The sequence below is a fragment of the Klebsiella sp. 10982 genome (genome assembly GCF_048589245.1).
Lineage (GTDB): Bacteria > Pseudomonadota > Gammaproteobacteria > Enterobacterales > Enterobacteriaceae > Klebsiella > Klebsiella quasivariicola.
Window position 1 is genome coordinate 180793 of record NZ_JBMAXV010000001.1, and the last position, 14024, is coordinate 194816.

Here is a 14024-nt window from a genome sequence, read left to right on the forward strand (position 1 = left end):
GATGGCAGCATCTTCTTTATTTGAAATGCTGACTTTCAGCTTCAGTGGTGAGCTGCCGCTGGAGCAGGTCAGCGAGCGGGATCAGCTTATTCTTTCCGTTATGGACAACATGCAGCGCATCATCAACTGCCGGGCAGGAACGCTGGCGCATTTACCGGATTATGGTTTGCCGGATCTCAGCATGATTCATCAGGGAATGACCGCGGGTATTCATGGTTTGATACACCAGATAGAAGAGACGTTACTGCGCTATGAACCCCGCCTGAGCCAGTTGCGTGTGGAGTTGCAGCCGCAGCCCCGTCCGGGTCACCTTAATTACCTTATTCATGCCCAACTTCCCGATACCGGCTGGATACGCTTTGATGGTATATTTTCTGCGGAAGGCCGGATTGTGCTGCGTCATCTCAAACAGCAGGAGCGCGCGTGACTTATGTCAGGTCGCGCACCTTGATTGAGCTTGCTGATTGCGCCAGAAAAGTAACAAGGAAAATCAATTTATTGATTTTCGGCTGATAACCACAAAGGAGGAAAAACCACGCTTTTTCCTTTTTTGCCGAAAACGGGAACGGCTATTGCCGCCCCCTCACCGGCTTATCCCTTCGGTAACTCAATATTACTTGCCGCCAGCATGCCCATGCGATGGTACATCGCGCAGGCCGCCTCGACGATCGGCATCGCCAGCGCCGCGCCGCTGCCTTCGCCCAGTCGCATACCCATATTGAGATACGGTTCGAGTCCCAGGTGCGCCAGCGCGATACGCGCCCCCTTCTCCGCCGAATAGTGGGACGGGATCAGATACGGTTTTACCTCCGGCGCGATCTGGCACGCCGCCAGCGCTGCGGCGTAGGAAAGAAAGCCATCCAGCACCACCGGCAGCCCGCAGGTCGCCGCTCCCAGCATCACGCCCGCCATCCCCAGCAGATCGAAACCGCCGACTTTGCTCAGCACATCGAGGCCATCATTCGGGTCGGGCTGATTGACGGCGATAGCCCGCCGCACCACCTCAACCTTGTTGCCGACCTTCGCCAACGGCAGATTGGCGCCAATTCCGACCACCTCCTGCGCATCGCTGCCGGTCAGGACGCTGACGATCGCCGCCGCCGGCGTGGTATTGGCCATCCCCAGCTCGCCGACGCCAAACAGCGTGACGCCTTCCTGTGCCAGGACGCGGGTATAACGCATCACCTCCAGCAACAGCTCCTGCCCCTGCTCGCGGGTCATGGCCGGACCGCGGGCAATATTGCCGCAGCCCCGCGCCACCCGCATATTCACCACCCCGGGCAGCGGTTCGCTATCGATACCGACATCAATTACATGCACTTTCGCTCCGGCCTGCGCTGCGAGCACGCAGACGCCAGTGGTGCCGCGGGTCATATTTGCCGCCTGGATAGCGGTGACCGCTTTCGGCGAAATCGCCACCCCTTCGTCCCACACCCCATGGTCGGCGCACATCACCAGCAGGGCTTTTTTCGCCACCTGCGGCTGACCGCCCAGGCCGGGCATTCCCGCCAGCTGCACCGCCAGCGCCTCCAGACGCCCGAGGCTGCCGGGGGGCTTGAGTAAGCCGTCGATATGGTGTTGTGCCCGCGCCATGGCGTCGACGTCCGGTGCGGGGATCGCCCGCAGAACCGTGTTTAAATTTTGCATACAGAATCCCTGTAGGGCTGGCCGGTCGGCCAGCGGTAATGTTATTTGATTTTGACGCCGATGCCGGAGACCACCAGCCAGACCGCATCCGCCGCTGCCGCCAGGCGCTGATTGACCCGCCCGGCGATATCGCGAAAATGCCGCGCCAGGCGGTTCTCCGGCACAATGCCCATCCCCACCTCGTTGGTCACCAGCACCACGTGCGCCGGACAGCGCTGACAGGCGGCAATCAGCACGCCAATTTCGTCATCAATAGCCCGTTCCATGGCGGCGTAATTCCAGCCGTCGGGGTCGCTGTCGCCGCCGAGCGCGAACAGCAGGTTGGTAACCATGGTGGTGATACACTCCAGCAGAATGGCCTCCTCTGGGGCGATAGCCGGGGTGATCAGTTCATCAAGCTGCTGCCACCGCTCGGCGGTGCGCCAGTGGGCGGGCCTGCCGTCGCGATGATGCTGGATCCTTGCGGCCATCTCGTCGTCAAAGATTTGCGAGGTGGCGATATATAACACCTGCGGCGCATCGGCAATCAGCGCCTCGGCATGGCGGCTTTTACCGCTGCGCGCGCCGCCGGTAACCAGAGTCAGCATAGGGGCTCCTGATGTTGGCGCATGATGGCGTAAATTTTATCGATGGCGATATGTTCGCGCATGGCCTCCGCCAGCCGATCAAACTGCCGGGTTTTATAGCGGGCATACTCCAGCGCGCTGTCCAGCGGCGCCAGCCCTTTGCGCTGGCGCAGGCCGTTGAGCAGCGCCCGGGTAAAAGCATCGCTGTCGAACAGGCCGTGGAGATAGGTGCCGAACGCCAGGCCGTCGTCGCTTATCGCCCCGTCGTCCACTGACTGTCCCGCTTTATGCAGCTGCAGCAGCGGCGGGCAGCCTGCCTCACGGCGCGTCTCGCCCATATGAATTTCGTAGCCACTGACGCGCAGACCCGCCGCGTCGGCTAACCATTCCGGAAGGTTAGCTCCCAGGGTCGCCTGCACCTGGGTGGTGGTTTTGTGCTGGGCGAAGTGGGTCACAGTCTTCAGCACCCCCAGTCCGGGCTGGGTGCCAAGGCCAGACTCCACCTCATCGATAATGGTTTCGCCCAGCATCTGATAGCCGCCGCAGATCCCCAGCAGCGGCACCTTGCGCTGCCGGGCCTGCTCGACTGCATGCGCCATACCGCTCTCGCGCAGCCAGCACAGATCGCCGAGGGTATTTTTACTGCCCGGGAGAATGACCAGGTCGGCGTCGGCCAGCGCCTGCGGATCGCGGACATAGCGCACCCGGACGTCTGGCTGCGCCGCCAGGGCGTTAAAATCGGTAAAATTGGCGATATGCGGCAGGTGAACGACGGCGATGTCGATATCGCGCCGGTCGGTGCGATGGTATTTCCCGGCCTGCAGCGCGACGCCGTCCTCATCCTCAAGATCCACGTCAAGCCACGGCATAACGCCCAGCACCGGCACCCCGGTCAACGCCTCGATTTGCTCGATTCCCGAGCGCAGGAGCGCCACATCGCCGCGGAATTTATTGATGATCACCCCTTTCACCCGCGCCCGCTCCTGAGGCTGCAGCAGCGCCAGCGTGCCGTAAATCGCGGCAAACACCCCGCCGCGGTCGATATCGGCCACCAGGATCACCGGACATTGCGCCATCTCGGCCATGCCCATATTGACGATATCGCGGTCGCGCAGGTTAATCTCCGCCGGACTGCCGGCGCCTTCCAGCACCAGCGCCTCATACTCTCCGGCCAGGCTCTGGTAAACCGCGAGGATCTGTTCGCGCAGGCGCGGCTTGTACTGGTGATAGCTCACCGCGTCCATGCTGGTCGCCACCTGCCCCATCAGCACCACCTGCGCCTGACGGTCGCTGGTGGGCTTGAGCAAAACCGGGTTCATGCGGACATCCGGCGCGATCCCGGCCGCTTCGGCCTGAAAAATCTGCGCCCGGCCCATCTCTTTGCCATCCGGCGTAATGCCGGAGTTCAGCGCCATATTCTGGGATTTAAACGGCGCGGTACGCAGCCCGTCCTGATGAAAAATGCGGCACAGTCCCGCCACCAGCACGCTTTTTCCGACATCGGAAGCCGTGCCCTGTAACATCACTGCCAGCGTCATGATGCCTCCTTTATCGCGCCTATTGCGTTGTTGTGCATCCGCTGAAAAAACTCCGCCTCGGTTTTACACAGCGGCAGCCCCAGTTCGCTATGAAGTTTCACCAGCCACGGCTGGGTCAATCCTGCCCGGTCCATGATCTCCGCGCAGGCAAAGACCTCGCCGGGATCCCCCTCGGCCAGCACTTCGCCGTGACGCAGAACGTAAACGGTGTCGCTCACCTCATAGATCAGATCGATATCGTGGCTGGAGATCACCACATGCCGGCCCTGTTCGACAATGCGCCGGATGATGGCGATCATCTGCGCCCGTCCGCGAGGATCGAGGCCCGCGGTGGGCTCGTCAAGCAGCAGGTAGCGGGCCTGCAGCACCAGCGCCCCGGCGATCGCCACCCGTTTTTTCTGCCCATGGCTGAGGCACTGGATCGGCTGCTGGCGAAACCCCTGGGCATCAACGAGGGTCAATGCTTGATCCACCCGGCGGACGATCTCCTCTTCCGCCATCCCGAGGTTACGCAGACTAAAAGCGATATCGCTGTCGATATCGGTATAGAAGATTTGCTGATCCGGATCCTGAAACACCGTCGCCACCTGCTGGCGCAGCGCCAGCAGACCGCGCTTGCTGTAATTCAGCGCCTCTCCCTGCCACAGCACCGCCCCCTGCTGCGGGCGCAGCAGGCCGCTCAGGTTCATAAACAGCGTCGACTTTCCGCAGCCGTTGGCCCCCACCAGGCCGGTCACCGCGTGGCGGGAAAAATCCAGCGTCAGCCCTTTAAGCACCGGCTCATCCTGATAGCGAAACCAGAGATCGGTTGTGGCAAGCATACTTATCCTTAGAGGTGAAAATCACCCTGGTACAATTTGATATCCAGCGCCGTGCTCATCTGCTGATAGCGCAGGAGGACGCGGGTGAACAGCAGTCCCACCAGCATCGCCAGCGAGCGATAGCCCTGCGGCACGCTACCATAGCCAAAACGCAGGGTTTGCGCGCGGTGAATCGCCATCGCCTCGTCCAACAGAATAAAAATGAAGCGCCAGGTCAGCAGGATCTGCTCCGTCAACAGTCGCGGTACGCGACCGCGCTTGAGCAAGATAATCAGCTGTGGGAAAGGCAGATTAAGCACCAGCCAGAGCGTGGCCGCCATCGCTGCCAGGCTGCGCCAGAAGGTCTCCCCGGCCACGGCCAGCCCCGGAGTGGACACTCCTATAGAGAAAGCGCCCAGCCGGATGCTGGCTAACAGCATCTGCGGGTCGCGGCTGACGCTGAACACAATGGTCAGCACGCCGACCAGCAAAAAGCCAAAGGGCAGCGCCATCCAGCGGCACCAGCGCCAGAATGAGACCCGCAGCAGCCAGCAGGTCAGCGCGGCGGTCAGCGCCAGCGTCAGCGCCTGCCCCCACGCCGGCAGCGTAAAGGCCAGCACCATCAGCAGCAGCCAGAGCAGAAACTTACGCTCCGGCGCCACGTGCAACCAGCGGCTCTGGTAGCTAAGTCGGTCAAACCCGGTCATCACGGCGCTGTCTGCCCCTCGCATACCCGAGAATGTAAAAAATCACCGCTGCGCCCAGCGAGCCCTGCAGGGTAAACAGCAGGCTCTCAATCTCGCCGCTCGCCGGTTCGTACAGCGGCTGGAACCAGGGTTGATAATCCGGCGCCACCACCTGGATCTGGCTCTCCGCTTCGCCGTCCGAGCCGCCAAACTCACCGCCATGATTAATAAAAAAGGGCAGGATCATCAGGGCGACCACCATCGCCAACAGGATCAGGGTCTTTTTCATATTAATGTCCCTCCGCGACGATCAGCCGCCGTTTGGTCAGTTGATCGTAGATCATCACAGTTAGCAATCCTTCCGCGATGGCGATCGGGATCTGCGTCAGGCAGAAGATCCCCATAAACTTCAGGATCGATCCACCTGCCCCGGTGGCCGGATCGGGAAAGGCCACCCCGAGCTGGACGGAGGTGACAAAATAGGTCATCAGATCCGCCAGCATCGCGCAGAGAAAGACCCCGACATCGCGACGGATCCCCGCCCGGCAGGCCAGTTTCCACACCAGATAGCCGACCATCGGGCCGATCACCGCCATCGACATCCCGTTAGCGCCAAGGGTGGTCAGGCCGCCATGCGCCAGCAGCAGCGCCTGAAACAGCAGAACGATCGCCCCCAGTACCGCCACCACGCCCGGCCCGAAGAGGATCACCGCCAGACCGACGCCGGTCGGGTGCGAACAGCTGCCGGTCACCGACGGGATCTTCAGCGCCGAAAGGACAAAAATAAACGCCCCGCACAGAGCCAGCAGCACTTTCTGATTGCTCTCCTCCTGGACGATACGCCGCAGGCGCACCAGGCCGTACCACAGGCAGGGTAAAAACAGCAGCCACCACGCCAGCGCCCACATCGGCGGCAAAAAGCCCTCCATGATATGCATGGCGAACGCTTCCTGCGGGACGATGATCAGCAGAACAGCCGCCGCCAGCCCCCCATACGAAAGCTGCTTCAGCGATTTCACCTGATTCATTACGCCTCCTCCCACTGTTTATTCACCAGAATGGTCGAGAAATAGGGCAGCGGCTGGTCATCGCTGACCTCGCGCAGACGACGCCAGCACTGCTCGCCCGGCAGGGTGGCCTCTGACATCATCAGCGCCGCATCCAGCAGCCCCGCCTGCGCCAGCAGCGCCTTAATGCGGGCGAAGCGGCCGTAGACTTTCATCAGCACCAGGCTGTCGTGCTGGCGCAGCGCCGCGGCAATGTCCGCTTCCGGCGCGGTACAGGAGATCACCGCCAGCGACTGCTGCTCCATGGCCAGCGGGGTTTTCGCCCGCGCGGCAATGGCGGCAAAAGAGGTGACGCCGGGGACAATCTCCAGCCAGTCCGGGCAGCCAATTCGCTGCAGCAGAAAGACCCAGGTGCTGAACAGCATGGCGTCGCCGAGGGTGATAAACCCGACCTGCCTGCCCGCCGCCACCTCCTGGGCCAGGGCCGCGGCGACATCGTTCCACACCGCCTCTTTTTCCGCGCTGTCGGCGCTCATCGGAAAATGGCAGCAGCGGACTTCTGTCTGTTCGCCGAGGTACTCGCGCACGATGGAAAGCGCGAGGCTGTCGCCGCCTTTGCGGCCGGCTGGCGCGTACAGCACATCCAGCTGGCCAAGGATCCGCGCCGCACGCACGGTGATCAGATCGGCCGCCCCCGGCCCGGTGCTCAGGGCATATAGTTTGCCGCTCATGCTGCTTTCTCCATCGCGTCGTTCAGCGCCTGCTGCAGATGGGCGACAAACATCGCCCGCACCGCCGGATTTTCCCCTAACCCGTTCAGCCACGGGGTAGCGGGGATGCCGGCGGCATTGAAGCGGGTTTTCCACGAATCGTCTTCGTCGGAGGCCATATCATTAATGGCATGATCGCCGGCCACCAGCATCAGGGGCATCAGATGCACGCCGGTCACGCCCTGGCGGGAGAGTTCGTTAATCACGATGTCCACTTCGGGATAGCTTTCCACCGCCCCCACTCGCGCCGGAAAACCCTGCACTGCCATCATATGATCCAGACAGGCGTAGGCGGCGAAGGCGTGGTGGCTGGCGCCGTGGCCCATAAACACCACTCGCTCCGTCGCCGCCAGCGGCGGCATCTGCTGGCGCAGGGCCTGCATCAGCTGCACATAATCGCCATGCCCGCTCAGCAGCGGCACGCCCAGCGTCAGACGCTGAAAGCGCGGGCGCATGCTCTGCACTTCGCGAACAATCTTCTCGTACTCGTCGCCGTTGATAATGTGCAGGGACTGGATCGCCACATCCTGGTACCCCTGCTCGGCCAGCTTTTGCAGCGCCTGCAGCGGGGTATCGATATGGATACCGTCGCGCTGCTGCAGTTTGCGAATAATCATCCCCGAGGTGAAGGCGCGGAACAGCGTGCGGTCCGGGCAGCTGGCGGCCAAATCGCGCTCGCAGGCGGTAATGTTCTTCTCGCGGGTGTCGTGATAGCTGGTGCCGAAGCTCACCACCAGAAGTGCTTTTTTCATATCCTGTTCCTCAAGTCGCCGACAGCCAGCGCGTCAGCCGCGCGGTGAAATCGGCCTGGCTTTGCAGTAATTCATCGCCCTTCACCAGCGGCGCCGGGCGGGTAATGACGATGCAGGGGATCCCCGCATCGAGACAGGGTTGTACTTTTTCCTGATAGCCTCCTTCCGCGCCCGAGGCTTTCGTCACCACGACATCGGCCCGGCACTGGCGATAAAAGGCGGCGTTAAATTCGGCGCTGAACGGCCCGCAGAGGGCAAAGATCTCCCCAACGCCAAACCCCAGATCGCTGCAGTGCTGAACCACTTCCGGCACCGGCAGCACCCGGGCGAGCAGCGTTTTCTCCGCCAGTCCCGCCCGCCAGGCCGCCAGATCTTTACTGCCGGTGGTCAGCAGGATCCGCTCCCCGAGGCGACGGGCCAGCGCGCAGGCCTCGTTCAGGTCGCCGACCACGTGAAGTAACGGATGGCGCAGATCGCTCAACTGCTCCGGCCTTTGATAGCGGCTGAGCAGGACCCCGACGCTGGCGCAGGCGCGCACAATATTCTGGCTGACCACCTCGGCGTAGGGGTGAGAGGCGTCGATCACCCAGCGGGTGCGCTGTGCCCTGAGCCACGTCGCCATCTGCTGCCACTCCATACGCCCGCAGCGTATCCGCCCGCCGATATCGCCGGCCAGCCGCTCGCCGGTGGTGGTCGCCACCGACAGGGTGTAGCGCACGCCGGCGGCGTCCAGCTGCTGGCAGATCGCCCGCGCATCGCTGGTGCCCCCGATAACCAGCACGTCGCCGTGATTCACAGCGCGTAGCCTCGCGGGGTGATCATCAGACCGTTGTCGATGTAAGTCGCTTTGTTGCCGACGATGACCAGACTGGTCATATCCACCGGGGCAAAATCCATCTCTCCGAGGGTGGTCAGCCATTTCTCCTGCTTTTTGCGCCCGGCGGATTTGACTACGCCAACCGGCGTATCCGGGCTTTTGCTGGCCGCCAGCAGCGCAAAGGCGCGCGCCAGATGCCCTTCGCGGCCGCGGCTGCGGGGGTTGTAAAAACAGATAACGAAGTCCGCTTCCCCTGCGGCGACTATGCGTTTTTCAATCACCGGCCACGGCGTCAGCAGATCGCTGAGGCTGATATGGCAGAAATCATGCATCAGCGGCGCGCCGAGCAGTGAGGCGGCGGCGATACTGGCCGTCATCCCCGGGATCAGACGGACCTCAATGTCCAGCTGCTGCTTATTAACCAGCTCAAGCACCAGCCCCGCCATGCCGTAGATACCAGCGTCGCCGCTGCTGATAAGCGCAACGTTGTGCCCGGCCTGCGCCAGCTCAATGGCGGCCTGGCAGCGTTCAATCTCTTTGCACATGCCGGTTTTGATCACCTGCTTGTCGCCGGTGAAGGCTTTTACCAGGTGGGTGTAGGTCTTGTAGCCCACCACGATCTCTGCCGCCTGCAGGGCTTCCACGGCTTCCATGGTCATCATCGCCTGCGAGCCAGGGCCAATTCCGATTACGCTTAACATCAGTGTGTTACTCCCAAAGTAATAGTCACGCCCTGCTCGCGCAGGGTTTCGCCGGACAGGTTTCCCTGACTCAGCAGCCAGGCCACCGGGCCGGAGACGCTGCCGACCCCGACCGTCTCCCGGACAAAAGACGAGGCCGGAAAGCGGTGCTCGTGCTCGCGCAGCGCCTCGGCGCTGAAGGTTTCGAACGGCACCCGGCAGCGGTGAGCCAGCTGGCGCAACCCCGGCTCGTTTGCCTTCAGGCTCACGCTGCCAATCGCTTTCAGCGCCAGCGGGTCAAGACGCTGAGCGGCAAGCTGGCGCTCCAGCAGCGTACAGAGCAGGGAACAAGGGGTGTCGCGCCGACAGCCGATCCCCGCCACCACCCGCTGGGGCACCAGCTTCCAGTGAGGCACCGGCAGCGGCGGCAGCGACCGGCGCAGGGTGACGCAGATCAGGGCGTCAATCGTCGGCAAGCGCGCCAGGTCGCTCACCGGGATAAAGCCGCGCCGGTCGCAGCGGCTTAGCGCCTCGGTGAATTCAGCGTCGCACCACAGCCCCACCCGCTTACCGCTCACCAGCATCTGGTTGACGGTTTTCACCGCCGCGCGAAAATCGCTCATCCGGGCGTTCAGCTGAAAGGCCAGCGTGTCAAGGGCGGCCAGCTCGTTGACGTCAGTCGCCGTGGTGATTACCGGATCGGCATCGAGCATCCCGGCGAGATAGCGGGTCAGCGCATTGGCGCCCCCGGCATGGCCGGAGAGCAGGCCGATGACGTGCCGGGCGCGCTCATCAATCACCACCACCGCCGGGTCGCTGAGCTTGTCGTTCACCAGCGGCGCCAGCACCCGCACGGCGATCCCGGTGGCGCCGATAAAAATCAGCGCCGAGAAGCTGCTGAACGCCTCGCGGGCAGCGTTGGCAAAGCCGCCGTTGAAGGGGATAAACCCCTCTTCCAGCAGCGCCTCGCTGGTGTAACAGGTGAGCGGCAGCATGGCCGCCAGCCGTTTTGCCAGCCGCACGCCGCCGGGCGTCAGGCAAAACAGGGCAATGGATTCAGGCTTTACGGTATTCATGGCTAAAATCCGCTGCGTACAGTTTTGAATAGTGATACTCATCGCCGAGGAAGGGACCGACGAGGATCAGCGCCGTTTTGCGGATCCCGGCGTCGCGTACTTTGTCGCCGATGTCCGCGAGGGTACCGCGGACGGTCTGGCTTTCCGGCCAGGTGGCCTTGTAGATCACCGCGACCGGAGTGGTCGCCGGGTAGCCGCCCTCAACCAGCCGCTCCGCCACCCGGTGAATACGCTGCACCGACAGGTAAATCGCCATCGAGGTTTGATGGCTGGCAAAGGCCTCCAGCTGTTCGCGTGCGGGTACCGGCGTGCGCCCTTCCAGACGGGTAATAATCAGACTTTGCGACACCTCGGGCACCGTGTACTCCACCCCCAGCTCCGCTGCGGCGCCGAGAAAAGCGCTGACGCCCGGCACCACCTGCCAGCGGATCCCGCGGCGGGTCAGCTCTTCGCCCTGTTCGCGCACCGAGCCGTACAGCGAGACGTCGCCTGTCTGCAGACGCACCACCGTTTTTCCCGCCTTCACCCCCGCCTCCATCAGGTCGAGGATCTGCTCCAGATGCAGCGCGGCGCTGTCGTGACACTCTGCCTGTGGCGGACAGTAGTCCAGCAGCTCGGTGTTGATCAGCGACCCGGCGTAGATCACCACCTGCGCCTGCTGCAGCAGACGGTAGCCTTTGAGAGTAATCAGTTCACGATCGCCAGGACCAGCGCCGACGAACCACACACAATGGGGATCAAAAGTCTCAGCCATGGTTTTCTTCCTTCTGACAGGCGATAACAAAAACGGGATTATGGGGTTTGAAATAGTGGCCGCTGCCCAGGGTAGCCAGGGTGGAGACCGCGAGCTGCTGGCAGTCCACCTTGTGAATGCCGCACTGCTGCAGATGCCCCAGGGCGCTATGAAGGTTTTCCTGCAAAATAAAAGTCATCACCAGCCGGCCGCCGGGATGTAGCTGCGCCAGCGACCAGTCGATCAGCGCCGTCAGGTGGCCGCCGCTGCCGCCCATGAAGATCGCGTCGGCTTTGTCGGCGACCGCCAGCGGCGCGATGCCCGCCACGATAGCGATGTTGTCGCAGCCAAAACGCTGGCGGTTATCCGCCAGCAGGCGCAACGCGTCGGCCTGACGCTCAATCGCCGTCACCCGCAGCGCCGGATTCTGCAGGGCGGCCTCAATGCTGACGCTGCCGGTGCCCGCGCCAATATCAATCAGGTGGCGCGCCCGGTGCAGCTCCAGTTTCGCCAGCGCCAGCGCGCGCACGGCCTCTTTGGTCATCGGCACCTGGGCGCCGCGCAAAAACAGCTCATCTTTCATCGAGGATCACCACCGCATTCATCTCATATTCGTCCTCCACTGCGCTGACCGGCAGCCAGTGGATCCGCTCGTTTTCCATCGCCAGGTTCTCGCCAATCACCATCCAGCGATGGCCTTTGCCGCGGGCCGTCAGCTGGGCGGCAATCTCCCGCGGACCACAGCGACCGTCGGTCACCATGGCGACTTTCCGGTGGGCGGCCAGCGCATCGACGCTCACCGCCCGGCCATGGCTGCTGGTCAGCCACATGTCGTTCATGTCGATGCCCGCCCGGGCGCAGAGGTACTGCACCGCGCTGATGCCGGGGATCACCTGCACTCGTTCCCGGCCAAAATGGGCAATCAGCCGGGTGCCAATGCCATAGAACAGCGGGTCGCCAGAGGCCAGCACCACGACGTGGCGCCCGGCGCGGGCCTCGATCCACGCCAGCAGCGCCGGAATATCAGCCCCCAGCGCGTAGCGCTCGCCGGCGAAAGCGGGAAACTGCTGGAGATGGCGGCTGCCGCCCACCAGCGCCTCGGCGGCGGCGATCGCCTCGCGCGCGGCCGGGGTCAGCCACTGCAGCCCCGCCGGGCCCATCCCCACGACCGTCAACATGCCAGCTCCCGGGCAATCGTCTCCAGGGGACGACTGCTGCCCAGCACCTGGTTATCAAAAGAAAAGAGAACCGCGTCGCAGGTAGGCGGGTGCTGAGTGAAGCGCAGCATCTCGAGAACGCGCTGGCAGATACGCTCAGCCAGATGGTTATAGAGGCGCTGGTATCCCCAGGCGTCGATATGCTCCATTGCCGCTTCGGTGGTGTCGCACTCGCTGACCAGCTTCAGCAGCGGCAGCGGCGCGCCAAGCAGCGCCAGATGGGCGACGAGGGTTTCCATCCGCGCATCGGCGATATGGCTGTGGGTATGAAAGATCCCGGCGGCGATTTTGATCAGTTTGCCGGGGTGGCCGATGAGCACAATCTGGCGAAAACCGAGCCGAACCGCCTCTTCAATCATGTAGCCGACGAAGTTGCTCATGGTGACCACTATCTGCGGGTCGATGCCCATCTGCTCGCGGACAAAGCGCTCACCGTGGTTGCCCGGCACCAGCACCACGCGCTCCAGCCCGGCGGCGCGTTTTATCTCCAGCTCGAGGGAGAGCGAGCGTTTCCAGCTCTCTTCCGACATCGGGGTGACGATCCCGGTGGTGCCGATAATCGAGATGCCGCCGAGGATCCCCAGCCGGGCGTTATAGGTTTTTTGCGCGCGGCTTGCGCCTTCCGGGGCAAAGATCTCCACCTGCGCGCCGCGGGATGGACCAATCGCTTCGCGCACGGCGGTCTCGATGGTGTGCCGCGGAGTGCGGTTTATCGCCGGGCTGCCTGTCGGCAGGCCGATCCCTTTGCGGGTCACCGTGCCGATGCCCTCGCCGCCCAACAGGCTAATTTCTCCGCTGTCATTGAGGGTCACCCGGGCAAAAATCAGCATGCCGTGGGTGGCGTCGACATCATCGCCGCCGTCTTTACGGATCGCGGCGACCGCCTGCTGTCCTTCGACGTGCGGGGACTCGACGTTCAGGCACAGGGTGACGCCGGAGGGGGTGACGATCGAGACCTGGTGGATCAGATGCTGGCGCATCACCATCAGCGCCGCCACTTTTGCCGCCGCCGTGGCGCAGGAGCCGGTGGTGTAGCCCTTGCGCAGCGCCTTGCCGTGATGCCACACCGGGGCGTCAAAGGTCTGGTCGCTCATTGCGCCTCCCGCAGGTGGTAAAGCAGAGCATTCACAATCGCCGCCGCCACGTTGCTTCCCCCTTTGCGGCCGAGCGCAGCGATAGCCGGCAGGCCGCTCTCGCTGAGCGCCGCTTTCGACTCCGCGGCGCCGACGAAGCCGACCGGCACCCCCACCACGCCGCCGATGGCCGTCTCGCGATGTTCCAGCAGGCGAAACAGCGCGGTAGGCGCATTGCCGAAGACAAACACTTTCTCTCCGGGCTCCTGCACCGCAATATCCACCGCCGCCATCGAGCGGGTCATCCCCCGGCTCTGTGCCTCGCGCACCACCCGCGGGTCGCTGATATAACAGCGGCATTCGCCGCCAAAGCGGGCCAGCAGGGTTTTGTTGATCCCGGACAGCGCCATGGTGGTATCGGTATACAGCGTGCAGGGCCGGCTCAACGCCTCGCTCAGCGCGATCAGGGCATCCGGAGAAAACCACAGAATATCCAGCCAGTCGAAGTCAGCGGTGGTGTGGATCACCCGCTTGATAATCGCCTCGTGCAGTGGGCTGGCAAAATGGTAGTCCGGCCGCGTTTCGGCGATGATCTCGCTGATGATGTCGAAGCTTTTTGCCTCGATCGCCTGCGGTTGTTGTATGTACTGCATCAGGTTCTC

The 14024-nt window shown here is 63.1% G+C and carries 18 protein-coding genes; 1 reads left to right on the forward strand and 17 read right to left on the reverse strand.

All coding sequences use genetic code 11. The features are described from left to right. Window position 1 precedes the first annotated feature (1 nt). The gene (tssE, locus tag ACKLKD_RS00810; protein ID WP_025713308.1) at window positions 2–427 is read left to right on the forward strand and encodes a type VI secretion system baseplate subunit TssE; all 426 of its coding nucleotides are present in this window, start codon (window positions 2–4) and stop codon (window positions 425–427) included. Between the two features lie 164 nt (window positions 428–591). On the opposite strand, the gene cobT is transcribed toward tssE, so the two are convergent. The 17 genes from cobT to ACKLKD_RS00895 are packed head-to-tail and all read right to left on the reverse strand — an operon-like array spanning window position 592 to window position 14015. After that, entirely contained in the window at window positions 592–1647 is a 1056-nt protein-coding gene (gene cobT / locus ACKLKD_RS00815; RefSeq protein ID WP_025713309.1) for a nicotinate-nucleotide--dimethylbenzimidazole phosphoribosyltransferase, read from the reverse strand. A gap of 41 nt (window positions 1648–1688) precedes the next feature. Beyond that, window positions 1689–2234, reverse strand: a complete 546-nt coding sequence (gene cobU, locus ACKLKD_RS00820; RefSeq protein ID WP_025713310.1) for a bifunctional adenosylcobinamide kinase/adenosylcobinamide-phosphate guanylyltransferase — start codon at window positions 2232–2234, stop codon at window positions 1689–1691. Beyond that, window positions 2228–3751, reverse strand: coding sequence for a cobyric acid synthase (locus ACKLKD_RS00825; protein ID WP_080897073.1), 1524 nt, complete (start codon window positions 3749–3751; stop codon window positions 2228–2230). The genes cobU and ACKLKD_RS00825 overlap by 7 nt, the downstream gene beginning before the upstream one ends. Continuing rightward, complete coding sequence (locus ACKLKD_RS00830; RefSeq protein WP_025713312.1) at window positions 3748–4572, reverse strand: energy-coupling factor ABC transporter ATP-binding protein; 825 nt, start codon at window positions 4570–4572, stop codon at window positions 3748–3750. Before ACKLKD_RS00830 ends, ACKLKD_RS00825 begins: the two co-directional genes overlap by 4 nt. 8 nt (window positions 4573–4580) lie before the next feature. Beyond that, window positions 4581–5258, reverse strand: coding sequence for an energy-coupling factor ABC transporter transmembrane protein (locus ACKLKD_RS00835; RefSeq protein WP_080897072.1), 678 nt, complete (start codon window positions 5256–5258; stop codon window positions 4581–4583). Then, window positions 5245–5526 carry an energy-coupling factor ABC transporter substrate-binding protein gene (locus ACKLKD_RS00840; RefSeq protein WP_012967312.1) on the reverse strand — a complete coding sequence of 94 codons (282 nt, stop codon included), beginning with the start codon at window positions 5524–5526 and terminating at the stop codon, window positions 5245–5247. The genes ACKLKD_RS00835 and ACKLKD_RS00840 overlap by 14 nt, the downstream gene beginning before the upstream one ends. 1 nt (window position 5527) lies before the next feature. Next, the gene (gene cbiM, locus ACKLKD_RS00845) at window positions 5528–6265 is read right to left on the reverse strand and encodes a cobalt ECF transporter S component CbiM (protein ID WP_023323213.1); all 738 of its coding nucleotides are present in this window, start codon (window positions 6263–6265) and stop codon (window positions 5528–5530) included. Next, entirely contained in the window at window positions 6265–6975 is a 711-nt protein-coding gene (locus tag ACKLKD_RS00850; RefSeq protein WP_025713314.1) for a cobalt-factor II C(20)-methyltransferase, read from the reverse strand. Before ACKLKD_RS00850 ends, cbiM begins: the two co-directional genes overlap by 1 nt. Next, window positions 6972–7766 carry a sirohydrochlorin cobaltochelatase gene (cbiK, locus tag ACKLKD_RS00855; RefSeq protein ID WP_025713315.1) on the reverse strand — a complete coding sequence of 265 codons (795 nt, stop codon included), beginning with the start codon at window positions 7764–7766 and terminating at the stop codon, window positions 6972–6974. The genes ACKLKD_RS00850 and cbiK overlap by 4 nt, the downstream gene beginning before the upstream one ends. Before the next feature lie 10 nt (window positions 7767–7776). Beyond that, entirely contained in the window at window positions 7777–8562 is a 786-nt protein-coding gene (locus tag ACKLKD_RS00860; protein WP_025713316.1) for a cobalt-precorrin-6A reductase, read from the reverse strand. Then, a complete protein-coding gene (locus ACKLKD_RS00865; RefSeq protein ID WP_025713317.1) occupies window positions 8559–9284 on the reverse strand; it encodes a precorrin-3B C(17)-methyltransferase in 726 nt (241 codons plus the stop codon). The genes ACKLKD_RS00860 and ACKLKD_RS00865 overlap by 4 nt, the downstream gene beginning before the upstream one ends. Next, entirely contained in the window at window positions 9284–10339 is a 1056-nt protein-coding gene (gene cbiG / locus ACKLKD_RS00870) for a cobalt-precorrin 5A hydrolase (RefSeq protein WP_087804618.1), read from the reverse strand. The genes ACKLKD_RS00865 and cbiG overlap by 1 nt, the downstream gene beginning before the upstream one ends. After that, complete coding sequence (locus ACKLKD_RS00875) at window positions 10320–11093, reverse strand: cobalt-precorrin-4 methyltransferase (RefSeq protein ID WP_025713319.1); 774 nt, start codon at window positions 11091–11093, stop codon at window positions 10320–10322. The genes cbiG and ACKLKD_RS00875 overlap by 20 nt, the downstream gene beginning before the upstream one ends. Further along, window positions 11086–11655: a decarboxylating cobalt-precorrin-6B (C(15))-methyltransferase gene (locus tag ACKLKD_RS00880; RefSeq protein WP_025713320.1), complete on the reverse strand. Its 570-nt coding sequence runs from the start codon at window positions 11653–11655 to the stop codon at window positions 11086–11088. The genes ACKLKD_RS00875 and ACKLKD_RS00880 overlap by 8 nt, the downstream gene beginning before the upstream one ends. Further along, window positions 11645–12250, reverse strand: a complete 606-nt coding sequence (locus ACKLKD_RS00885) for a cobalt-precorrin-7 (C(5))-methyltransferase (protein ID WP_029884385.1) — start codon at window positions 12248–12250, stop codon at window positions 11645–11647. The genes ACKLKD_RS00880 and ACKLKD_RS00885 overlap by 11 nt, the downstream gene beginning before the upstream one ends. Next, complete coding sequence (gene cbiD, locus ACKLKD_RS00890; protein ID WP_087804620.1) at window positions 12244–13383, reverse strand: cobalt-precorrin-5B (C(1))-methyltransferase CbiD; 1140 nt, start codon at window positions 13381–13383, stop codon at window positions 12244–12246. Before cbiD ends, ACKLKD_RS00885 begins: the two co-directional genes overlap by 7 nt. Next, entirely contained in the window at window positions 13380–14015 is a 636-nt protein-coding gene (locus tag ACKLKD_RS00895) for a cobalt-precorrin-8 methylmutase (protein ID WP_025713323.1), read from the reverse strand. The genes cbiD and ACKLKD_RS00895 overlap by 4 nt, the downstream gene beginning before the upstream one ends. Window positions 14016–14024: the final 9 nt, after the last annotated feature.

What these genes read in the sequence shown, in the direction of transcription:
- tssE (WP_025713308.1), top strand. Translation starts at nt 2, where the DNA reads ATGGCAGCATCTTCTTTATTTGAAATGCTGACTTTCAGCTTCAGTGGT.
- cobT (WP_025713309.1), bottom strand. Translation starts at nt 1,647, where the DNA reads ATGCAAAATTTAAACACGGTTCTGCGGGCGATCCCCGCACCGGACGTC.
- cobU (WP_025713310.1), bottom strand. Translation starts at nt 2,234, where the DNA reads ATGCTGACTCTGGTTACCGGCGGCGCGCGCAGCGGTAAAAGCCGCCAT.
- ACKLKD_RS00825 (WP_080897073.1), bottom strand. Translation starts at nt 3,751, where the DNA reads ATGACGCTGGCAGTGATGTTACAGGGCACGGCTTCCGATGTCGGAAAA.
- ACKLKD_RS00830 (WP_025713312.1), bottom strand. Translation starts at nt 4,572, where the DNA reads ATGCTTGCCACAACCGATCTCTGGTTTCGCTATCAGGATGAGCCGGTG.
- ACKLKD_RS00835 (WP_080897072.1), bottom strand. Translation starts at nt 5,258, where the DNA reads ATGACCGGGTTTGACCGACTTAGCTACCAGAGCCGCTGGTTGCACGTG.
- ACKLKD_RS00840 (WP_012967312.1), bottom strand. Translation starts at nt 5,526, where the DNA reads ATGAAAAAGACCCTGATCCTGTTGGCGATGGTGGTCGCCCTGATGATC.
- cbiM (WP_023323213.1), bottom strand. Translation starts at nt 6,265, where the DNA reads ATGAATCAGGTGAAATCGCTGAAGCAGCTTTCGTATGGGGGGCTGGCG.
- ACKLKD_RS00850 (WP_025713314.1), bottom strand. Translation starts at nt 6,975, where the DNA reads ATGAGCGGCAAACTATATGCCCTGAGCACCGGGCCGGGGGCGGCCGAT.
- cbiK (WP_025713315.1), bottom strand. Translation starts at nt 7,766, where the DNA reads ATGAAAAAAGCACTTCTGGTGGTGAGCTTCGGCACCAGCTATCACGAC.
- ACKLKD_RS00865 (WP_025713317.1), bottom strand. Translation starts at nt 9,284, where the DNA reads ATGTTAAGCGTAATCGGAATTGGCCCTGGCTCGCAGGCGATGATGACC.
- cbiG (WP_087804618.1), bottom strand. Translation starts at nt 10,339, where the DNA reads ATGAATACCGTAAAGCCTGAATCCATTGCCCTGTTTTGCCTGACGCCC.
- ACKLKD_RS00875 (WP_025713319.1), bottom strand. Translation starts at nt 11,093, where the DNA reads ATGGCTGAGACTTTTGATCCCCATTGTGTGTGGTTCGTCGGCGCTGGT.
- ACKLKD_RS00880 (WP_025713320.1), bottom strand. Translation starts at nt 11,655, where the DNA reads ATGAAAGATGAGCTGTTTTTGCGCGGCGCCCAGGTGCCGATGACCAAA.
- ACKLKD_RS00885 (WP_029884385.1), bottom strand. Translation starts at nt 12,250, where the DNA reads ATGTTGACGGTCGTGGGGATGGGCCCGGCGGGGCTGCAGTGGCTGACC.
- cbiD (WP_087804620.1), bottom strand. Translation starts at nt 13,383, where the DNA reads ATGAGCGACCAGACCTTTGACGCCCCGGTGTGGCATCACGGCAAGGCG.
- ACKLKD_RS00895 (WP_025713323.1), bottom strand. Translation starts at nt 14,015, where the DNA reads ATGCAGTACATACAACAACCGCAGGCGATCGAGGCAAAAAGCTTCGAC.